Source organism: Streptomyces buecherae, assembly GCF_014295035.1.
GTDB lineage: Bacteria > Actinomycetota > Actinomycetes > Streptomycetales > Streptomycetaceae > Streptomyces > Streptomyces youssoufiensis.
The window spans coordinates 3,024,198-3,041,916 of record NZ_CP060404.1 but is presented as its reverse complement, the minus strand read 5'-3'; the positions used below and the strand labels follow the sequence as shown (position 1 = coordinate 3,041,916).

At 72.8% G+C, this 17,719-nt stretch carries 14 protein-coding genes; 12 read left to right on the top strand and 2 right to left on the bottom strand.

Annotation, left to right across the window (positions count from 1 at the left end; all coding sequences use genetic code 11):
* Positions 1-150 precede the first annotated feature (150 nt).
* On the top strand, positions 151-1,164 hold the full coding sequence (locus tag H7H31_RS11240; RefSeq protein ID WP_187059891.1) for a helix-turn-helix domain-containing protein: 1,014 nt from the start codon (positions 151-153) through the stop codon (positions 1,162-1,164).
* A gap of 74 nt (positions 1,165-1,238) precedes the next feature.
* Positions 1,239-1,679 carry a spore germination protein GerW family protein gene (locus H7H31_RS11235; RefSeq protein ID WP_187117897.1) on the top strand — a complete coding sequence of 147 codons (441 nt, stop codon included), beginning with the start codon at positions 1,239-1,241 and terminating at the stop codon, positions 1,677-1,679.
* Positions 1,680-1,796: 117 nt separating this feature from the next.
* On the opposite strand, the gene H7H31_RS33835 is transcribed toward H7H31_RS11235, so the two are convergent.
* Positions 1,797-3,413 (bottom strand): M1 family metallopeptidase, encoded by a 1,617-nt coding sequence (locus H7H31_RS33835; protein ID WP_232109793.1) that lies wholly within the window; start codon positions 3,411-3,413, stop codon positions 1,797-1,799.
* Between the two features lie 1,476 nt (positions 3,414-4,889).
* Here H7H31_RS33835 and H7H31_RS11225 point away from each other — a divergent pair.
* The 7 genes from H7H31_RS11225 to H7H31_RS11195 all read left to right on the top strand — a co-directional run bounded on the left by H7H31_RS11225 (position 4,890) and on the right by H7H31_RS11195 (position 14,587).
* Positions 4,890-6,446 (top strand): class I adenylate-forming enzyme family protein, encoded by a 1,557-nt coding sequence (locus H7H31_RS11225; RefSeq protein WP_187060355.1) that lies wholly within the window; start codon positions 4,890-4,892, stop codon positions 6,444-6,446.
* 280 nt (positions 6,447-6,726) lie between these two features.
* Positions 6,727-7,029 carry a phosphopantetheine-binding protein gene (locus H7H31_RS11220; protein WP_187063494.1) on the top strand — a complete coding sequence of 101 codons (303 nt, stop codon included), beginning with the start codon at positions 6,727-6,729 and terminating at the stop codon, positions 7,027-7,029.
* Positions 7,029-8,624 (top strand): class I adenylate-forming enzyme family protein, encoded by a 1,596-nt coding sequence (locus tag H7H31_RS11215; protein ID WP_187063493.1) that lies wholly within the window; start codon positions 7,029-7,031, stop codon positions 8,622-8,624. The genes H7H31_RS11220 and H7H31_RS11215 overlap by 1 nt, the downstream gene beginning before the upstream one ends.
* A gap of 354 nt (positions 8,625-8,978) precedes the next feature.
* A complete protein-coding gene (locus H7H31_RS11210; RefSeq protein ID WP_187063492.1) occupies positions 8,979-11,177 on the top strand; it encodes an anthranilate synthase component I in 2,199 nt (732 codons plus the stop codon).
* Positions 11,174-12,169 (top strand): 4'-phosphopantetheinyl transferase superfamily protein, encoded by a 996-nt coding sequence (locus H7H31_RS11205; protein ID WP_187063491.1) that lies wholly within the window; start codon positions 11,174-11,176, stop codon positions 12,167-12,169. The genes H7H31_RS11210 and H7H31_RS11205 overlap by 4 nt, the downstream gene beginning before the upstream one ends.
* A 348-nt stretch (positions 12,170-12,517) precedes the next feature.
* Positions 12,518-13,882: a class II 3-deoxy-7-phosphoheptulonate synthase gene (locus H7H31_RS11200; protein ID WP_187063490.1), complete on the top strand. Its 1,365-nt coding sequence runs from the start codon at positions 12,518-12,520 to the stop codon at positions 13,880-13,882.
* A 141-nt stretch (positions 13,883-14,023) separates the two neighbouring features.
* A complete protein-coding gene (locus H7H31_RS11195) occupies positions 14,024-14,587 on the top strand; it encodes an SMI1/KNR4 family protein (RefSeq protein ID WP_187063489.1) in 564 nt (187 codons plus the stop codon).
* Positions 14,588-14,615: 28 nt separating this feature from the next.
* Here H7H31_RS11195 and H7H31_RS11190 read toward each other — a convergent pair whose 3' ends face one another.
* Positions 14,616-15,023, bottom strand: a complete 408-nt coding sequence (locus H7H31_RS11190) for an ATP-binding protein (protein WP_187063488.1) — start codon at positions 15,021-15,023, stop codon at positions 14,616-14,618.
* A gap of 295 nt (positions 15,024-15,318) precedes the next feature.
* Between H7H31_RS11190 and H7H31_RS11185 the strand changes: the two genes are divergently transcribed.
* The 3 genes from H7H31_RS11185 (at position 15,319) to H7H31_RS11175 (ending at position 17,633) form a co-directional block, all read left to right on the top strand.
* Positions 15,319-16,488 (top strand): helix-turn-helix domain-containing protein, encoded by a 1,170-nt coding sequence (locus H7H31_RS11185; protein ID WP_232109792.1) that lies wholly within the window; start codon positions 15,319-15,321, stop codon positions 16,486-16,488.
* On the top strand, positions 16,434-17,099 hold the full coding sequence (locus H7H31_RS11180) for a YdcF family protein (protein ID WP_187063487.1): 666 nt from the start codon (positions 16,434-16,436) through the stop codon (positions 17,097-17,099). Before H7H31_RS11185 ends, H7H31_RS11180 begins: the two co-directional genes overlap by 55 nt.
* 168 nt (positions 17,100-17,267) lie before the next feature.
* The gene (locus H7H31_RS11175; protein ID WP_187063486.1) at positions 17,268-17,633 is read left to right on the top strand and encodes a hypothetical protein; all 366 of its coding nucleotides are present in this window, start codon (positions 17,268-17,270) and stop codon (positions 17,631-17,633) included.
* The last annotated feature ends 86 nt before the right edge of the window (positions 17,634-17,719 follow it).

The following is a 17,719-nucleotide window of genomic DNA, read 5'->3' as shown; positions in this document are numbered from 1 at the left end:
CTCGTCGGCCGTCGCCTGCCGCCGCGAGAGCGGCGCCGGACCCGGCGAACTGGCGGCGCCCGGCAGGGCGCTGTCAGTGGTCTGACGTACGGTGCGGGCCATGGACCATGGGTTTCGCGCCCTCGGGGGCGCTTGGCGGGGGAGTGGGGCATGAGACCGGGCAGCGTGGCGATCGCCGTGGTGGACGACGTCGATGTGCCGCCGTGGGACCTGTACGAACTGGCCATCGCCTGTTCGGTGTTCGGCAAGCCGCAGCCGGACCTGGCCGACACCTGGTACACGCTGCGGCTGTGCGCCACCCGCCCCGACCCGGGCGGCGCGGCGGAGGACGAGCCGCCGGGCGGCTTCGCGCTGCGCACCCGGTACGGGCTGGACGCGCTGGCGACGGCCGACACCGTCATCGTCCCCTCGGTGCCGATGTCGGTGGTGGACGGCGAGGCGCCGGTGCCGCCCGAGCTGGTGGCCGCGCTGCGGCTGGCGGCCGAGTCGGGCGCGCGGATGGTGTCGCTGTGCACCGGCGCGTTCGCGCTGGCCGAGGCGGGCCTGCTGGACGGGCGGCGGGCCACCGCGCACTGGATGCACACCGACGACCTGGCCAAGCGGTATCCGAAGGTCATCGTGGACGACTCGGTGTTGTACGTGGACGACGGGGACGTGCTCACCAGCGCCGGGATGACCGCGGGACTCGACCTGTGTCTGCACCTGGTGCGCTGCGACCTCGGGGCGCGGGTGGCGGGCCAACTCGCGCGGCGCATGGTGGTGCCGGCGCACCGGGCCGGCGGGCAGGCGCAGTTCATCGACCTGTCGGTGCCGGCCACCGACGACGCGGGGCTCGGCCCGGTCCTGGAGTGGGCGAGCGAGCGGCTGCACGAGCCGCTGACCGTGGTCGACCTGGCCCGGCGCGCGGGGGTCAGCCCGCGCACCTTCTTCCGGCAGCTCCAGGCGGCGACGGGCACCACGCCCCTCAAGTGGCTGCTCAACGAGCGCCTCGCGCGGGCCCAGACGCTGCTTGAGACCACCACGCTTCCCATCGAGCGGGTCAGCGAGCGCAGCGGCCTGGGCAGCGCGGCCAACCTGCGCCGCCACTTCACGCTGCACGTCGGGGTGTCGCCCCGGGAGTACCGCAAGGCGTTCGCGGGAGCGGGAGCGGGGGCGCGGTCCTAGCGGCGGGCGGTCGGAGGGGGCGGCTACTGTTCGTGGCCCACACCGTTCGTACGCCACGCCGTTGGAGGCACGCGATGACCGCTCCGGACGCCACGGGCCGGCCCACTCCCCGTCCCGCCTCCCGGCCCGCGCTTCCGCCGTCGGCCGGGCCGGGGTTGGAGGCCCGACTGGAGCGGCTGGCCGACGAGATCGGCGGCCGGGTCTCGGCGGCGGTGGCGTACGGCGAGCCCGTCACCGCCGAGGGTGTCACCGTCATCCCCGTCGCCGAGGTCAGCGTCGGGTTCGGCGTCGGCGTCGGCTCGGGGCCGGGCGCGGGCGCGGGGGCCGGTGAGGGCATGGGCGGCGGGGGAGCCCTCACCCGGCCCCGTGGCTTCATCGAGATCAAGGACGGCGCCGCGACCTACCGGCCGCTGCGCCGGCCCTGGCTGGACGTCGCCCTGCCGCTCGCCGCCCTGCTGGCCGGCGCCGCCGCTCCGTCGCTCGCCCGCCGCCTGGCCCGGCGCCGCCGCGGCTGACCGCTCGAGCCGGGCGCGCGCCGCGCGTCGGCACGGCGCCCGGTCCGCGGCACGGCGCCCGATCGGCGACACGGTGTCCGGTCGGTGGCGCTTGCCCGGTCGGTGGCGCGGGCCCGGTCAGGACAGCTTCGGCCGACCCTTCTCGTACAGCCACGCGTCGAAGAGTTCGCCTAGGTCGCGGCCCGACAGGCGTTCGCACAGGGCGATGAACTCCTCGGTGGTGACCGTGGCGTGCCGGTGTTCGGCGACCCAGGCGCGGACGATGGCGAAGAAGGTGTGGTCGCCGACCGTCTGCCGCAGCCGGTGCAGGGTCATCGCGCCGCGCCCGTAGACCGGCGGGTCGAGGAGGTGTTCGGGCCCGGGCGGGGTGCCGGGTGGGAAGGCCCAGATGCCCTCGCTCTGGCCGTCGGAGCCGTCGTAGTAGTCGCGGAAGATCTCGTCCGCGGTGCGACCCGCGTCGTCCCGCTCCACCTCCCACAGCCACTCGGCGTATGTGGCGAAGCCCTCGTTGAGCCAGATGTCGCCCCAGGTGCGCGGTGTGAGCGAGTTGCCGAACCACTGGTGGGCCAGCTCGTGGACCTGGAGGTAGGCGTCGGGCGGCGTGCTGTAGTACGGCTTGGTCTGGGTCTCCAGGGCGTAGCCGAGGTCGGGCGTGTCGTCGACGATGGCGCCGGTCGAGGAGAACGGGTAGGGGCCGAAGAGGCCGGTCTCCCAGTCCATGATCTCGGTGAGCTGGTCGGCCACGTGCCGGCTCGCCGCCGCCTGCGTCGGGTCGATCGCCACGTACTGCGGCACGTCGCCCCCGGCCCGCCGCTGGCCGTTCCGCCGTTCGCCGCCTTGTCGCCCGCCGGCTCGTGGTGTGCCGGCCGGCTGGCCGCCGCCGACCCGGCTGTCGGGCGGGGCGGGTGCGTGGGCGTCGTTCGGCGCTGCTTCCTGGGGTTTCTCCTGGGTGTCGATGTGGGGCTCCTCGGGGTCGGTGGTGGTGCCCGCGCGCAGGTCGCCGCGGGTGCGTACGTCGAAGGTGCCGATGGCGACCGTGGCCAGGTAGCTGGCCATCGGCTCGGCGCTGTGCCAGGCGAAGGTGGTGCGGCCGTCACGGGTCCGGCGCTCGCGCAGCTCGCCGCCGGCCACCGCGGTGTAACCGGCCGGGACGGTGACGGCGATGTCGTACGGGGCCTTGTCGCTGGGGTGGTGGTTGCCGGGGAACCAGGCCGTGGAGCCGGAGGGTTCGCCGAGCGCCACGGCGCCGTCCGTGGTCTCGATCCAGCCTTCCTCGCTGTCGTCGGCGCCCACCAGCGTTCTGGGCGTCCCGGCGTACTCGACGGTCGCGGTGAACGCCCGCCCGCCGGCCAGCGGCCGGCGCGGGGTGAGCGTCAGTTCGGCACCCTCGCGGGTGACCTCGGCCGGCGCCCCGTTGACCGTGGCCCGCAGCACCCGAAGCCCCGTCAGGTCCAGGTTGAGGGAGCTGAGTCGGCTCGTGGCGCGGGCGGTGAGGCGTGCCGTGCCGCGCAACCGGTTGGTCTTCGGGGCGTAGTCGAGGGCCAGGTCGTAGTGGGTGACGTCGTAGCCGCCGTTGCCGAGGCCGGGGAAGAGCCGGTCGCCGACGCCGGCCGCGCCGGGCCGCGCGGCACCCGGGTCTCGGCCGGCGTCGGAACCCGACGCCCCGTCGCACGCCGCGCAGGCGATCAGCAACAGGGCGCAGGACAGCGCGCGCAGCGGATGGCGAGGTGACAAGGCGGGGCTCCTCGGTGGGCACGGGCCCAAGCGGGTGTGGGGCCGGGGGCGCGGTGGTCGAAACGGCGGAACGCGGGAAATGGCCGTGCGTCACGTCACCGACCACGATGGCCCAGGTGGGCACCGTGAAGCCGCGATTACCGCAATGTGGCGGCGTGTGTCATGGGGTTTTAACCGATCGGCGCGACATCACATCGTGGCCCCCGAGTGGCATTGCCTAGGCAGTTATCTGTCATACGCGCACCCCCTTGTGCCGCCGTAGCGTGGGGCTGCGCTCGGGGGAGCACCAGAGGGTCCACACCGCCCTCTCTGTCGCGCGGGATTGGTCTCAACTTCTGGTGTCCCTCCTTGTTTCCTTCCGGGGGCGTCCGCGACCACGTCGGCGCCCGCGATACGCAGCCGATGCGATCCGAGAACGAACTGAGGGGGAATGCGACGTGCCGGGCAAGAAACGGGGGTTTCCCGCCGTGCGCCGCGTTGACCACGACCAACTAGCCTGCGCGGGACCGGAGTCGGTCCGAGTGAACGCCGTGAACGCGAGCCGTGGACACGGTAAGGGCAGGGCGCCGGGGGCTTCGGCGTCGCCGACGGAAGACTTCTTCATCGGATGGCAACACACCGGAAATTCCCTGGCCCCCTCGATCGTTGAATATCGTTCTGTGATCTCTATGACAGAGATTCCGGAAGGCGCTGCGCGAGGGTATCTTCCGATCGTCTGTATCGACCGCGCGCTCATCTCGTCGGGCGCCGCCCACACCGTTCGCCCGAAGGCCCGCCGGGCGGCCACCGCGAAATGTGGCGCGCGCTCGTGTCGCGTACGCCAATCCGTTCACCGTCTCATTCGCTCTTCCGCTTCCGATTCCGTGGGTGCCGCGGGTTCTCGGGGAACCCCGAGTTCCGCGAGTTCGCCGCGCGCGACGGAGCCGTGCGCGGTCCCACGGGGCCGGCTCGGCGCAGGGTCGGCAGTGCCACCGCAGGCCCGCTGAGCGGCCCGCGGCGGGCGGCGCCCGACCCGGTCCCGGCGCCGGAGGCGCACCCGGTCGCCACCGCGCCGACCGGCACGGCGACGGCGACCCGAGCTCGGCCCCGAGCCGCCCCCACGGAGTCGCCCGCACCGGACCAGCACCGACCAGCACCCCGTACGCACTTAGCCCCACCCGGCGCGAGCCGACCCGTACCGCCCGGCGCGAGCCACCCAAGCCCCACGTGCACCACTCGCACCACCCGGCGCGAGCCGACCCAGCCCCACCCGGCACGAGCCACCCAAGCCTCACCCGCACCACCCGGCGCGAGCCGACCCAGCACCACCCGGCGTGAGCCGACCCAGCACCACCCGGCGTGAGCCGACCCACACGCACCGCCCGGCCCGGCCTCGTCGCCGGGGCCAGGCGGTGCGGGGCGGCTCGGGCCGGTAAACCGAGCACCGGACGCGTCCGCGTGCACCAGGACGAGACCCAGGAAGGGGGGAGCGGACCGATGGGACGCATACGCGCCACGCTGGCACTCGCCACCGCGCCCCGGGAGGCGGCACGCAGGCACCCCGACGTACCGATCCACCTGGACCAGCCCCTAGACCTGTTCCCGGAAGCCGGGGACGCGCTGAACTTCGCGACGTTCGCGGAGTTGGTGGAGCGCGCCGCCGCGCTGCTGCTCGGCGCCGGCGTGCTGCCGGGAAACCGGGTGCTCGTCGTCAAGCGGGCCAACTTCGACGTCATCCTGCTGGCCTTCGCCTGCGCCCGGATGGGCGCGGTACCGATCCTCACCCATCCCGATGTCGGGCCGACCTCGCTCGGCCTGCACGTGCGGCGCGGCGAGCCGGCCGCGATCGTCACCGACGCGGACACCGAGTCCGCAGGCGCGCTCGACGAGGTGGGCGCGGCGCTGCCGCCGCGGCTCTACGTCGGCAAGCCCGGCCGGCACGGCGAGGCGCTCCAGGACCAGCCGCCCGGCGAGTTGCCGCACTCGATCGTGCCGCCGCGCGACGCGCCGCAACTGGTCACGCACAGTTCGGGCACCACCGGCGTGCCCAAGCTGGTGCTGCACACCGTGGAGAGCTTCGCCGGGCACGCCAAGCCGCAGGTCAACTTCCTGCGCGTGGTGCGGCTGCGGGACCCGTACCTGACCTGCGTCTCACCGGTGCACGCGCGCGCCATGTCCGGGATGCTCACGGTGCTCGCCGTCGGCCTGCCGCTCGGCTTCATGACCGACCCCGACCCGCGCAACGCCGAGCGGATGCTGGCCCGGGTGCGCCCGGGGATCGTGGAGACGCTGCCCAACGCGTTCATCCGCTGGGAGGAGACGGCCGAGAAGCGGCCCGAACTCCTCTCCCAGGTGCGGATGTTCATCAGCTCCTTCGACGCGGCGCACCCGCGCACCATCCGTACCCTGCTGGCCGCCGGCCGCCCCGGCGCGCGCTACCTCCAGGCGTACGGGCAGACCGAGACCGGGCCGCTGACCATCAAGCTGCACCGGGCGAACAGGGGCTGCACCGACGGTCGTTGTGTGGGCCGGCCGATGATCGGCCACACCAGGCTGCGGATCAGCGACGAGGGCAACACCCGACGGATGGGCAAGGGCCAACTCGGCGCCATCTTCGGCAAGTCCGCCGGCGTCACCCCGGCCTACCTGGGCCAGGGCGACCAGCGGGTGGACGGCTGGTGGGCGATGGGCGACGTCGGCATGGTCAGCAGGCGCGGCTGCCTGCACCTGTACGACCGGATCGTGGACCAGGGCAGTGGGGTGGAGAGCCTGCTCCGCGCCGAGGACCAGATCCTGGAGGGGATGCGGCAGCTCACCGAGGCCGTGCTGATACCCGTGTCCGAGGGGCCGCCCGTGCCGCTGGTGTGTACCCGCGGCGACCGCCCGCTGGACCGCGCGGCCTGGGCCGAGGCCACCGCCGGGCTGCCCGAGCTGGCGCCGCCCGTGCAGTGCCGCTGGGAGGACATCCCGCACACCGCCACCTGGAAGGTCAAGCGCCTTGAGGTGGCCAGGAAGCTGGCGTCGGGGGAGTTGGTCCAACTCGACGTCAGGTGAGGCGGGGCGGACGGGTGTGGCGCGCTACCCCCCGAGCCGCACCCAGTGCGCCGAGTCCCCCCTCAGGCCGCCCGCCCCGCCCACACCGAACGTCCGACACCGAACGCCCCTCGCCGACCGCACCCTCCCGTCGCCCGACGCGCCTTTCCGTCGCCCGATCGCTCCGCGCCCGCCGCCCGCCACTCGTCGCGATCGTCCCGCCCGGCCGATCGCCGCGCCCGCACCGGGCCCGCCACCGCCTTTCCGTCCCCGAACACACCACGACAAGCAAGGGAAGCTCATGAGCGACCACCTGACCCCCGGCCACCGCCTCCTGCTGGAGTTCGTTGACCTGCCGCAGCTCATCGAGGGCGTGCCGGGCGACGCCGACCTGATCAACGCCGGCCTCAACTCGGGTGACCTGATCCGGCTGGCCCTTGCCCTGGAGGAGCGCACCGGAACCCCGCTCGACGACGACGAGCTGGGCGCGCTGCACACCCTGGACGGCATCAACCAGGTGCTCGTCTCCCGCGAGGCGGCCGAGCTGACCGACGCCGCCGAGACCGCCCCGGCCGCCGCGACCGCCAGCGGGGAGGCCCGCTGATGTGGATGGCGCACTTCGTCAAGCGCAACCGGCTGCTGCGCCCTGACAACCTCGCCCTGGCCGACCCGAACCGCCGGCTGACCTGGCGCGAGTTCGACGAGCGCACGGACGCGCTGGCCACCGCGCTGCTGGACCGTGGCGTGGAGAAGGGCCAGCGGATCGCGGTCAGCGCGCGCAGCCGAGTCGAGGTCCTTGAGCTGTACGTCGCGGGTGGCAAGGCGGGCGTCGTGGTCTGCCCGATCAACCCGTCGTTCCCCGCGCCCGAGGTCGAGCACATCGTCCGCAACGTCGAGCCGGTGGGCGTCTTCTCCGAGCAGCAGATCTTCGACCGGCTCGGGGACGCGTTCGGCGACGGCTGGCGGATCTCGATCGGCTCCGAGCGTTACGAGGAGATGGCGACCGCCAAGGCGCGCGAGCTGCCGCTGCCCCGGCAGGACGACATCTTCGCGATCCTGCACACCAGCGCCACCACCGGGCACGCCAAGGGCGTCGCGGTCACCCACCGCTCGGTCTCCGCCTGCTACACGGCGATGGCGGCCGAGGTCGGCTTCTCCGCCGACGACGTGATGGTCAACCCCTGCCCGCTGTTCCACGGCAGCGTTGTCATCGGCCTGGCGCTGTTCGCCGCCGGCGGCGCGCTGGTCCTGGAGCCGGAGTTCACGCCGCAGCGCTGGCTGGCCGACGTCGCCGAGTTCAAGGCGACCAAGACCTTCCTGGTGCCGTCGATGGCCCGCTTCGTGCTGCGCACCAAGGCGTTCGCGGGCGCCGACCTGTCCAGCCTGAAGGACATCATGTTCGGCGGCGCCCCGATGCCGCAGGAACTGCTGCGCGAGTGCCTGGAGAAGTTCCCGGCCCCGATGCGCAGCATCTACGGCATCACCGAGGGCGGCGGCCCGATCGCCACCCACCTCTTCCGCCGGGGCGAGTGGCCGTTCGACGCCGAGGGCACCGTGCTGCCCACCGCCGGCCGGATGCTGCCCGGCTACCACATCGAGGTGCAGGACGACTCGGGCAACGCGGTGCCCACCGGCGACGTCGGCGAGATCTGCGTCCGTGGCGACGGCATGATGCTGCTGTACTGGCGCAACACGGAGGCCACCGCCAAGACCGTACGCGACGGCTGGCTGCGCACCGGCGATGTCGGCTACGCCGACGAGGACGGCTTCCTCTACCTCGTGGACCGGCGCAACGACGTGCTCATCCGTGGCGGCCAGAACGTCTACCCCGCCGAGATCGAGCGGGTCCTCGCCACCCAGCCCGGCGTCCTGGACGTGGCCGTGGTCGGCGCGCCCAACGACGAGTGGGGCGAGGTGCCGGTGGCGTTCGTCGCGGCCGGCGACGAGCCGCCCACCGTGGCCGCGCTGATCGGCGCCTGCGCCCGCGAGCTGGCCAGCTACAAGCGGCCGACCGCCGTCCACTTCGTGGACGAGATCCCGCGCAACGGCGCCGGCAAGCTGCTGCGCCGGGTGCTGCGGGACCGACTGGCCGCCGAGGCGAAGGAAGCCGAGGCGGCGAAGGCCGACACGGCGGACGCCGCCCAGGGCGAGGCGGCCACGGCCGGCGCGAGCGGAGGGGCCACCGGCTCCGGCACCTGACCCGAAGGCGCGACGGGCGGGGCCCCGGGGCGCGGCCCGGCGCCCCGCCGTCGTCGCCGGTCAACTGCGTGAGTGCGTAGCCGAGTTGACGTACGACATCGGCGCTACATGCCCCACCGCGTCCCCCCCCCACACACGTCACCGCACGCCCGCGCCCCCACACGCCCAGCACCACGTACGCCCACGCACCGCCACGCCCACGCACGACCACGCAGGCACCGCCACGCACACGCACGACCACGCAAGCACCAGCACACGCACACAGCGCCACACGCACGCACCGCCACACGCACCAGCGCACGCACGCACCACCACACGCACCGACGTACGCAGCCATGGAGGGGAACGGTGGGGATGACCTCGACGGACACGACGGGGACGGCCCAGGAAGCGCGAGCGGAGACGGGTCGCTGGACCACTCCATCCGGGGTCGAGGTGGTCCGTACGACGGAGCACGCCGGCAGCGCCGCGGCGGCCCGCGCCCAGTTGGAGGCGGCGCTCGACGAGCGCCGTGGCATGGTCCTCTTCCGGGGCCGGGACCGGATCATCGGCTACGTGGACCCACCGCTCGAGGTGGCCGCGCGCGGCGACCGACTGGCGGTGACCGCCCTCAACGAGCGCGGCCGGGTGCTGCTGCCGACCCTGCGCACCCTGCTGGCCGACCTGCCCGGCACGGTCCGCGCCGACGGGGACACGCTGCACGTCCACGGCGGCACGCCGCACGGCGTCTTCGCCGAGGAGGACCGCACCCGGCACGTGGGCGTCTTCGCCGCGATCCGGGCGCTGGTCGCGGGCCTGGCCGTGCCGGACGACGAACTGCTCGGCCTGTTCGGCGCGTTCGGCTACGACCTGATCTTCCAGGTCGACCCGATGGACGCCCGCCAGGAGCGGAACCCGCACGACCGGGACATGGTCCTCCACCTGCCCGACACGCTGTACGACCTGGACCTGCGCGGCGACACGGCGGTGCGCTTCCGGTACGACTTCCACACCCGCGCCGCCAGCACCCAGTGGCTGCCCACCGAGACGCCCAGCCAGCCGTTCGTGCCCGGCCGGCCGTCGCGCGGCCGGCGCGACCACCGGGTGGGGGAGTACGCGCGGGTGGTGGAGGCGGCGATGCCGCTGTTCCGCTCCGGCGACCTGTTCGAGGCCGTGCCCAGCCAGACGTTCCAGCACGCCTGCTCCCAGACTCCGGCCCAGCTCTTCCGCCGGCTGTACGAGCGCAACCCCGCGCCGCACAGCCTGCTGATGAACCTGGGTGACGGCGAGTACCTGGTGGGCGCGTCGCCGGAGATGTTCGTCCGGGTCAGCCGAGGCATCGACGCCGACACCGACCGCTTCCTGGTGGAGTCCGCCCCGATCAGCGGCACCGCCCAGCGCGGGACCAACGCCCTGGAGGACGCCGAGCGCATCCGCGAACTCCTCAACTCCGCCAAGGACGAGCACGAGTTGACGATGTGCACGGACGTGGACCGCAACGACAAGTCGCGGGTCTGCGTGCCCGGCACGGTCACCGTCACCGCCCGGCGCAGCATCGAGATGTACTCCACGCTCATCCACACCGTGGACCACGTGCGGGGCGAGCTGCGGCCCGAGTTCGACGCCCTGGACGCCTTCCTCGCCCACCTGTGGGCGGTCACCGTGACCGGCGCGCCCAAGCTGGCGGCCGTCGAGTTCATCGAGCGGCACGAGCGCTCGCCGCGCCGCTGGTACGGCGGCGCCGTCGGCCGGATCGGCTTCGACGGCTGCCTGGACACCGTGCTGACGCTGCGCACCATCCAGATCAGGGACGGCGTGGGCACCGTACGGGCCGGGGCGACGCTCCTGTACGACTCGGACCCGGTGGCCGAGGAGCAGGAGACCGAACTGAAGGCGAAGGCCCTCCTGGAGATCCTCGCGGGCGACACCCCGCCGCCGGCCCGCGCCGAGGTGCGCGAGCGGCCGGGCGAGGGCCGCGATGTCCTGCTCGTGGACCACCGCGACTCGTTCGTGCACTGCCTGGCCGGCTACTTCCGGGAGACCGGCGCCGCCGTGGAGACCTACCGCAGCGGCGGCCACCTGCACCTCATCGAGGAGCGCCGGCCCGACCTGGTGGTGCTCTCACCCGGACCCGGCACACCCACCGACTTCAAGGTCGCCGCGACGCTGGCCGAGGCCGAGCGCCTTGGCATCCCGGTCTTCGGCGTCTGCCTCGGCCTCCAGGGCATCGTGGAGTACCTGGGCGGCGACCTGGCCACGCTGCCCGCGCCCGTCCACGGCAAACCCTCCCGGGTGCGCCGCACCACCGTCGAGTCGGGCCTGCTCACCGGCCTGCCCGAGACGTTCGACGTCGGCCGCTACCACTCGCTGTACGCCGACCCCGGCCGGGTGCCGGAGGGCCTGCGGGTGACGGCCGTGACGGCGGACGGCACCGTCGCGATGGCGGTGGAGGCACCCGAACGCGGGCTGGCCGCCGTCCAGTTCCACCCCGAGTCGATCATGTCGGGCGAGGGGCGCACCGGCCACCAGGTGGTCGCCAACGCGGTCACCCACCTGACCAGAACCGCCCGATGACCGTGGACGTCCGCGTCGCCGAACTGTTCGGCGCCGCCACCGGCCCGGGCAGCACGTTCCGGCCCCGCGCCGGCGCGCCCGCGCGCGGCCTGGGCCGGGGCCTCGGCCTCGGACGGGGCCGGGGCCCCGGGCTCAGCCGGGCACCCCGGGGCGGCGCCGTCGGCCGCGGCGTCGGGACCGGCGCGGTGGCCGGCACCCGCGCCGGCGGCGGCGCGGTGACGGTGGCGCACGCGACCGTCGGCGAACTGCCCTTCACCGGGCTGCCCGCCGCCGTGCGCGCGGCCCTGCCGGAGTACGCCGCGCCGCGCCGGCGCGGCACCTACGCGGCCGGCCGGCTCGCCGCGGCCCGCGCCACCGCCGCGCTCACCGGGGCGCCGCACTGGCCGCTGCCGGGCGAGCGCGGCGCCCCGGGCTGGCCGGCCGGCGTGCGCGGCTCCCTCACCCACACGGATGAGCTGGCGCTGTGCGCGGTCACGGCCGCGGACGGCCTTGCCGTCGGGCTCGACATGGAGCCGCTGGCGTCGGCGGACGGCCTGTACGCGGCCCGCCGCTACGCCGCCACGCCCGCCGAACTCGACCGCGCGCGGGCCGACGCCCGACCCGAACTCGCGGTGCTGCGGCTGTTCTGCGCGAAGGAGGCGCTGTACAAGGCGCTGCCCGCGCCCCGGCAGGAGGGCCTGGCGTTCCGCTCCGTCACGCTGGAGTGGCCCGAACCGGACCCGTCGGCCGCCGACGAGCCGGTGCTGCTGTCCGTCAGCCCCACCGCGCCCGCCCCGGCCGCGCTCCGCGGCGCCACGGCCCGATGTCGCGTCATCGGCGACCACATGGTGGCGGCCGTGACCCTGGCAGCGCCACGGCCCGCATACGCTCCGGAGTACGCGTACGAGCACGAGCACGAGACGGATGCCCGGCACGCGGCGGACGCCCCGTACCCGGCGGATGCCCCGTACTCGGCGGACGCCGAGCGCGCGCCCGGAGCCACCGCCCCCTGACAGCACGTCCCGGCACCACGGCCAGGCACCCCGCCGGGCCGCTGACCCCGACTCCGCAGTCCCAACTCCCCACACCCCGCACACCCGGCACTCCCCACCTCCGGCCCAGGGCCCCCGCACCACGGGCCGTGGGCCCGGGGCTCCGGGCCCGGCACGCCGCCCGGAGCCCGCCGCATCGGATGCCGCCGTAACCCCTCCGCCGTCCCACCAGCCAGCCACCAACGATCGCCCCGCGACACCTGTCCGTACCCCGATCACCCCCACGTGGTCGACGTGACCGACGACAGTGCCACGAAGCGTCCAGGAAGGAGCGCGGCGGGTCGCACGGCCCGCCGCATACGACACCCCATGAACACACAGACGGCCGACACCTTGCCCACGCTGCCCGCGGCGGCCCCGCGGCCACACTGGCGCTCGCTGCCCGCGGCGCAGCAGCCCGACTGGCCGGACCCCGAGGCGCTGCGCGCGACCCTGAGCGAGCTGGAGTCCTACCCGCCGCTGGTCTTCGCCGGCGAGTGCGACCAACTCCGCGACAGGCTGGCCGCCGTGGCCCGCGGCGAGGCGTTCCTGCTCCAGGGCGGCGACTGCGCGGAGTCCTTCGCCGCCGTGGGCGCCGACCAGATCCGCGACAAGCTCAAGACGCTGCTCCAGATGGGCGCGGTGCTCACCTACGCCGGCTCGGTGCCCGTGGTGAAGGTCGGCCGCATCGCCGGCCAGTACAGCAAGCCGCGCTCCAAGCCCACCGAGACCCGCGACGGCGTCACCCTGCCCGCCTACCGGGGCGACTCCGTCAACGGCTTCGAGTTCACCGAGGAGTCCCGCCGACCCGACCCGGAGCGCCTCAAGCGCATGTACCAGGCGTCGGCCGCCACGCTCAACCTGGTGCGCTCCTTCACCGGCGGCGGCTACGCCGACCTGCGCCAGGTCCACGCCTGGAACCAGGACTTCGTCAAGACCTCGCGCTCCGGGCAGCGGTACGAGGCACTGGCCCGCGAGATCGACCGCGCCCTGAACTTCATGCACGCCTGCGGCGCGGACCCGGCCCAGATGCACTCGGCCGAGGTGTACGCCTCGCACGAGGCACTCATCCTCGACTACGAGGCGGCCCTCACCCGCACGGACGAGCGCACCGGCCAGCCGTACGACCTCTCCGGTCACATGGTGTGGATCGGCGAGCGCACCCGCCAACTCGACGGCGCGCACGTCGAGTTCTGCTCCCGCATCCGCAACCCGATCGGCGTCAAGATCGGCCCGAAGGCCACCGCCGACGAGGTCCTCGCGCTCATCGACCGCCTGGACGAGGACCGCGAGCCGGGCCGGCTCACGTTCATCGTCCGCATGGGCGCGGGCCACGTGCGCGACCGGCTGCCGGCCCTGGTCGAGAAGGTCACCGCGTCCGGCGCCCAGGTCGGCTGGGTGTGCGACCCGATGCACGGCAACACGTTCGAGGCGCCCAGCGGCCACAAGACCCGCCGCTTCGACGACGTCCTGGACGAGGTCAAGGGCTTCTTCGAGGTCCACCAGGGCCTTGGCACCCACGCCGGCGGCATCCACGTCGAGCTGACCGGCGACGACGTCACCGAGTGCGTGGGCGGCGAGGTCTACGCGGACGACCTCCGCCAGCGCTACGAGACGTTCTGCGACCCCCGCCTGAACCGCAGCCAGTCGCTCGACCTGGCGTTCCTGGTAGCGGAGACGTACCTGGACCGCTGAGCCGCCCCCGCTCCCACCCGGCCCGGGCCGGCCCGGCCCCTCGCACGGGGGCCGGGCCGGCGCGGTCGGGCCGACCCTCGTGCGGGGGCGTTGGTGCGAACCCGCCGCCTAGACTCGCGGGCCAGACGACGGGGAGGCACGGTGGGTCACCGCACAGGCGACGACGAGGTTCTCGACATTCCGGACCTCTGGGACGACTCGCCGTACGCCCTACGCGACTACGTCGAGGACACGCCGCCCACGCCGGAGCTGATCGCCGAACTCGAAGCCGAGCTGGGCGGCTACCGGCTGCCCCGCTCGTACGTCGCCCTGATGCGCGCCCACAACGGCGGCATCCCGAACCGGGCCTTCTTCCCGCTGCCCGGTGCGGCGTCCGCCGACGAGGCGACCGGCGTCGCCGTCAACGGGATGTACGGCATCGGGCGCACCAAGCCGAACTCCCTCGGCGGCGAGTTCGGCAGCCGCTTCTGGATCGAGGAGTGGGAGTACCCGGACCTCGGCGTCTACTTCGCGGACACCCCGTCGGCCGGCCACGACATGCTGGCCTTCGACTACCGTGCCTGCGGCAGGACCGGCGAGCCGACGGTGGTCCACGTGGACCAGGAGGACGATTTCCGCGTCACCCTGCTGGCGGAGGACTTCACCGCGTTCGTCCGGGGGTTGGTGGAGTGGCGGGGCCGCGCGCGAGCGGGCACCAAACCCTGACCGCCCCACCCGGCCCGAGCGCCCTCGCTCAACACCGCAACTCGCCCCACACCCGCTTGCCCCAGGGCAGCAGGTCGGTCCCCCACCGCCACGCCAACGCCTGCACCACGGAGATCCCGCGCCCGCTCTCATCCCGCGCGTCCGCGCTGCGCGCGACGGGCAGCCGCTTGGACTTGTCCACGACGGCGACGCGGATGTGGCGGGTGCTGGGGCGGGTGATGGTGACGCGGATGGCGTGCGAGCCGGTGTGCGTGACGGAGTTGGCGACCAGCTCGGAGACGATGGTGGCGGCGTCATCGGTGAGGTGTTCCAGGTCCCAGGTGGCCAACGCGGCCCGCACCAACGCCCGAGCGTGTGCCGCGCTCTCGGGACGGCAGGTCAGAGTCGTGGTGTAGCCGGGATGCCCGGTGTGGTGGGCCGTCGTGTGCGCGTGCATGGGGGCCTCGTGAGGGTGAGTCGGGGTGGATCGAAACAGCCGCGTCAGAGGCACGACACCCGCTGGCGGGCCGCTGTGCACCGTGCCACCGCCGCCGGCCGCGATCTGGCTGCTGACCAGGGGGATTCGTAAGAAGCTCCACGCTCAGGGCCATCCAGCGACCCAACGGAAGGCGACTCTGCCATCGTGGCTACGCCCCTGCTTGCTGCCAATCGCCGGCCGTTCTCCTTACGTTCCACTTCCGTCACATCGATCGCTCGCGTCTGCTTCGATATTCGGCGGAAGGGAGCGACGAGTGGCGGCAGTGCACCACTGGACCGGCCTGGAGGCCAAGGCACTACGGGTCGCTCTGCGTATGAGTGTGCGGGTCTTCGCCCAGCACCTTGGCGTGGCTGTTGCCACTGTCTCCAAGTGGGAGAGCAAGCTCGCCGAAACGCAGCCCAGACCTGACTCGCAAGCCATTCTCGACACTGCCCTCGGACGCGCGGACCCTGCCGCGCACGTGCGCTTCGAGGCACTGCTGTCTGAGATGGCCGGCACGGTGCGAGTGGCCGGGTATCGTCCGTCCGCCCTCGGGCCTCGTGCCTGGGAGTACGAGACCTGGGCCGATGATCTGGACCGGGTGGTGATTCTCCTGTCCCGACAGGACTTCACCTTCGCGGACAGTCTGCTCAGCCGATGGCTGGGCCGCTTCAAGGCTTGTGAACTAGATGATAAGGGGCTGTACCTGCTAGGCCGTACTACCACCCTGCTTGGCGATCTCAAGCGAGACCAGGGTGCTGTGTTCGGCCCGCTATCGGCCCAGCATTCCTACGCCGGCGCGCGCACGGTGTTCGCTCAGCTCGGTAATGCCCGACGCGTCGCCCAACTCGACCTGTCCATGGCTGTCATCACGGAGATGTCTGGAGAGCTGGAAAGCGCCGTGCGCCACTACGAGTCCCTGTCGGTTGACGATCGACTTTCCCGCCGCGACCGCGCGCGAGCCCGGCTGTGGGTGGGAACCGCGTTGAGCAAGAGTGGACAATGCGAATACGCGACGTCTGTCATGCTTGCCGCGACTCGCGACTTTGAGGATCTCGCTGAGCCCGATGACTGGTCGGTGGCACATCAAAAGCTCGCCCTTGCACGCCGTGGCGCCGGCGACCTCACTCAGGCCCTGAAATTCATCGATATCGCCCGTCGCAGTGGAGCGACTGAAACGCCGATGCAACGCGTGCGACTGGACACCGCTCACGGCCACGTCCTGCTCTCCGATCCCGCGACGCGGGATGATGGGCGCCTAGTCCTCGGTCAGGCCGCCTCGGTGGCGGCGCAGTACGGACTTGTACACCAGCTGCGCAGCATCGAGGGAATCAAGGCCATGGACGAGGGGCTGTCCGGCCCCGCCGCTGACCACCAGGGAGAACACGCGTGGGCGACAACCAGCAGACCATCACCGAGAGCCAGTGGCGCCGAGCCGTGCTGATCTGGGACTACCACCAGATGCAGCACGTGTTGCGGCCTGTCGACGTGGCGATCGGGCTGGGCAGCCATGACCTCGGTGTCGCGACGTACTCCGCTGAACTGTTCCGTGCCGGGCTCTTTCCGACCCTGGTGTTCACCGGAGGCAACAGTCCGACCACGGCCAGGGTCTTCCCGCGCGGCGAGGCGGTCCACTACCGCGAGCACGCCATCGAGCTGGGCGTTCCTGCCGAGGCCATTCTCTTGGAGCCGTACGCGACGAACACCGGAGAGAACATCACCCACGCCCGTGAGGTACTCGCCGGCGCTGACATTTATCCCAGCACGGTGCTGCTGGTCTGCAAGCCGTACATGGAAAGGCGCTCGTACGCGACTGCCCGACAGCTGTGGCCCGACGTGGAGGTGAGCTGCGCATCGGAGCCTCTGGAGTTCAGCGATTACGTGAAGAGTATCGGCGACGAGAAACTCGTCCTGGACATGCTCGTCGGTGACCTCCAGCGGGTGATCGAGTACCCGAAGTTCGGATTCGCTACTGAGCAGGAAGTCCCGGAAGACGTGCGGGCAGCGTACGAATCCCTTGTCTGCGACGGCTTCACCAGCCGCCTCATCCCCTAACTCGCCAGAGCTGGCCGGACGCACGCGGCCCGTCAGTCAACCACCGTGCAGGCTGCGCACTCTCAAACCGACTCTCACGCCTTTCCTGGGTGACCCACGGGTCCGCGATCTCAACGCCCGTATCGACGAACTGCACACCACCGCTCCACAGAGCCGAGAGGGAGCCTCATGACCACCGAAGCCGGCAGGATCTTTCGCCAAGCCTGGATCGCTGGCGTAATCCGGCACTACCCAGGCGAGCCGAAGCCCGGTTACATCGCCGCCTGGGACGACACCCCGGAGTGGGAACGCGCTGCCGCCGGGGCCGTGTTCGAGCAGGTGCGCCACTTCATCGAGATCAGTGGCGGCGCGACGCGCAGGCTCACCCGCGAACAGCGGGGCCGCTACGTCGCCACGTGTTGGATCGCCCAGATCTACCACCGCATGGAGAACCCCAAGCCCGGATACGTCGCGGACTACGCCGACCTGCCAGCCTGGCAGCGGGAAACCGACGCCGACATCTTCGACGCCATCGAGGAGCACATGGGCGGTTAGCCTGCCGTGTCTATGCCGTCGGTGGCGCGCGCGGCGCTCCGCTGAACTTGTTCCATGTCGGGCCCTTTCCGGGCCCTGGTCCTCAC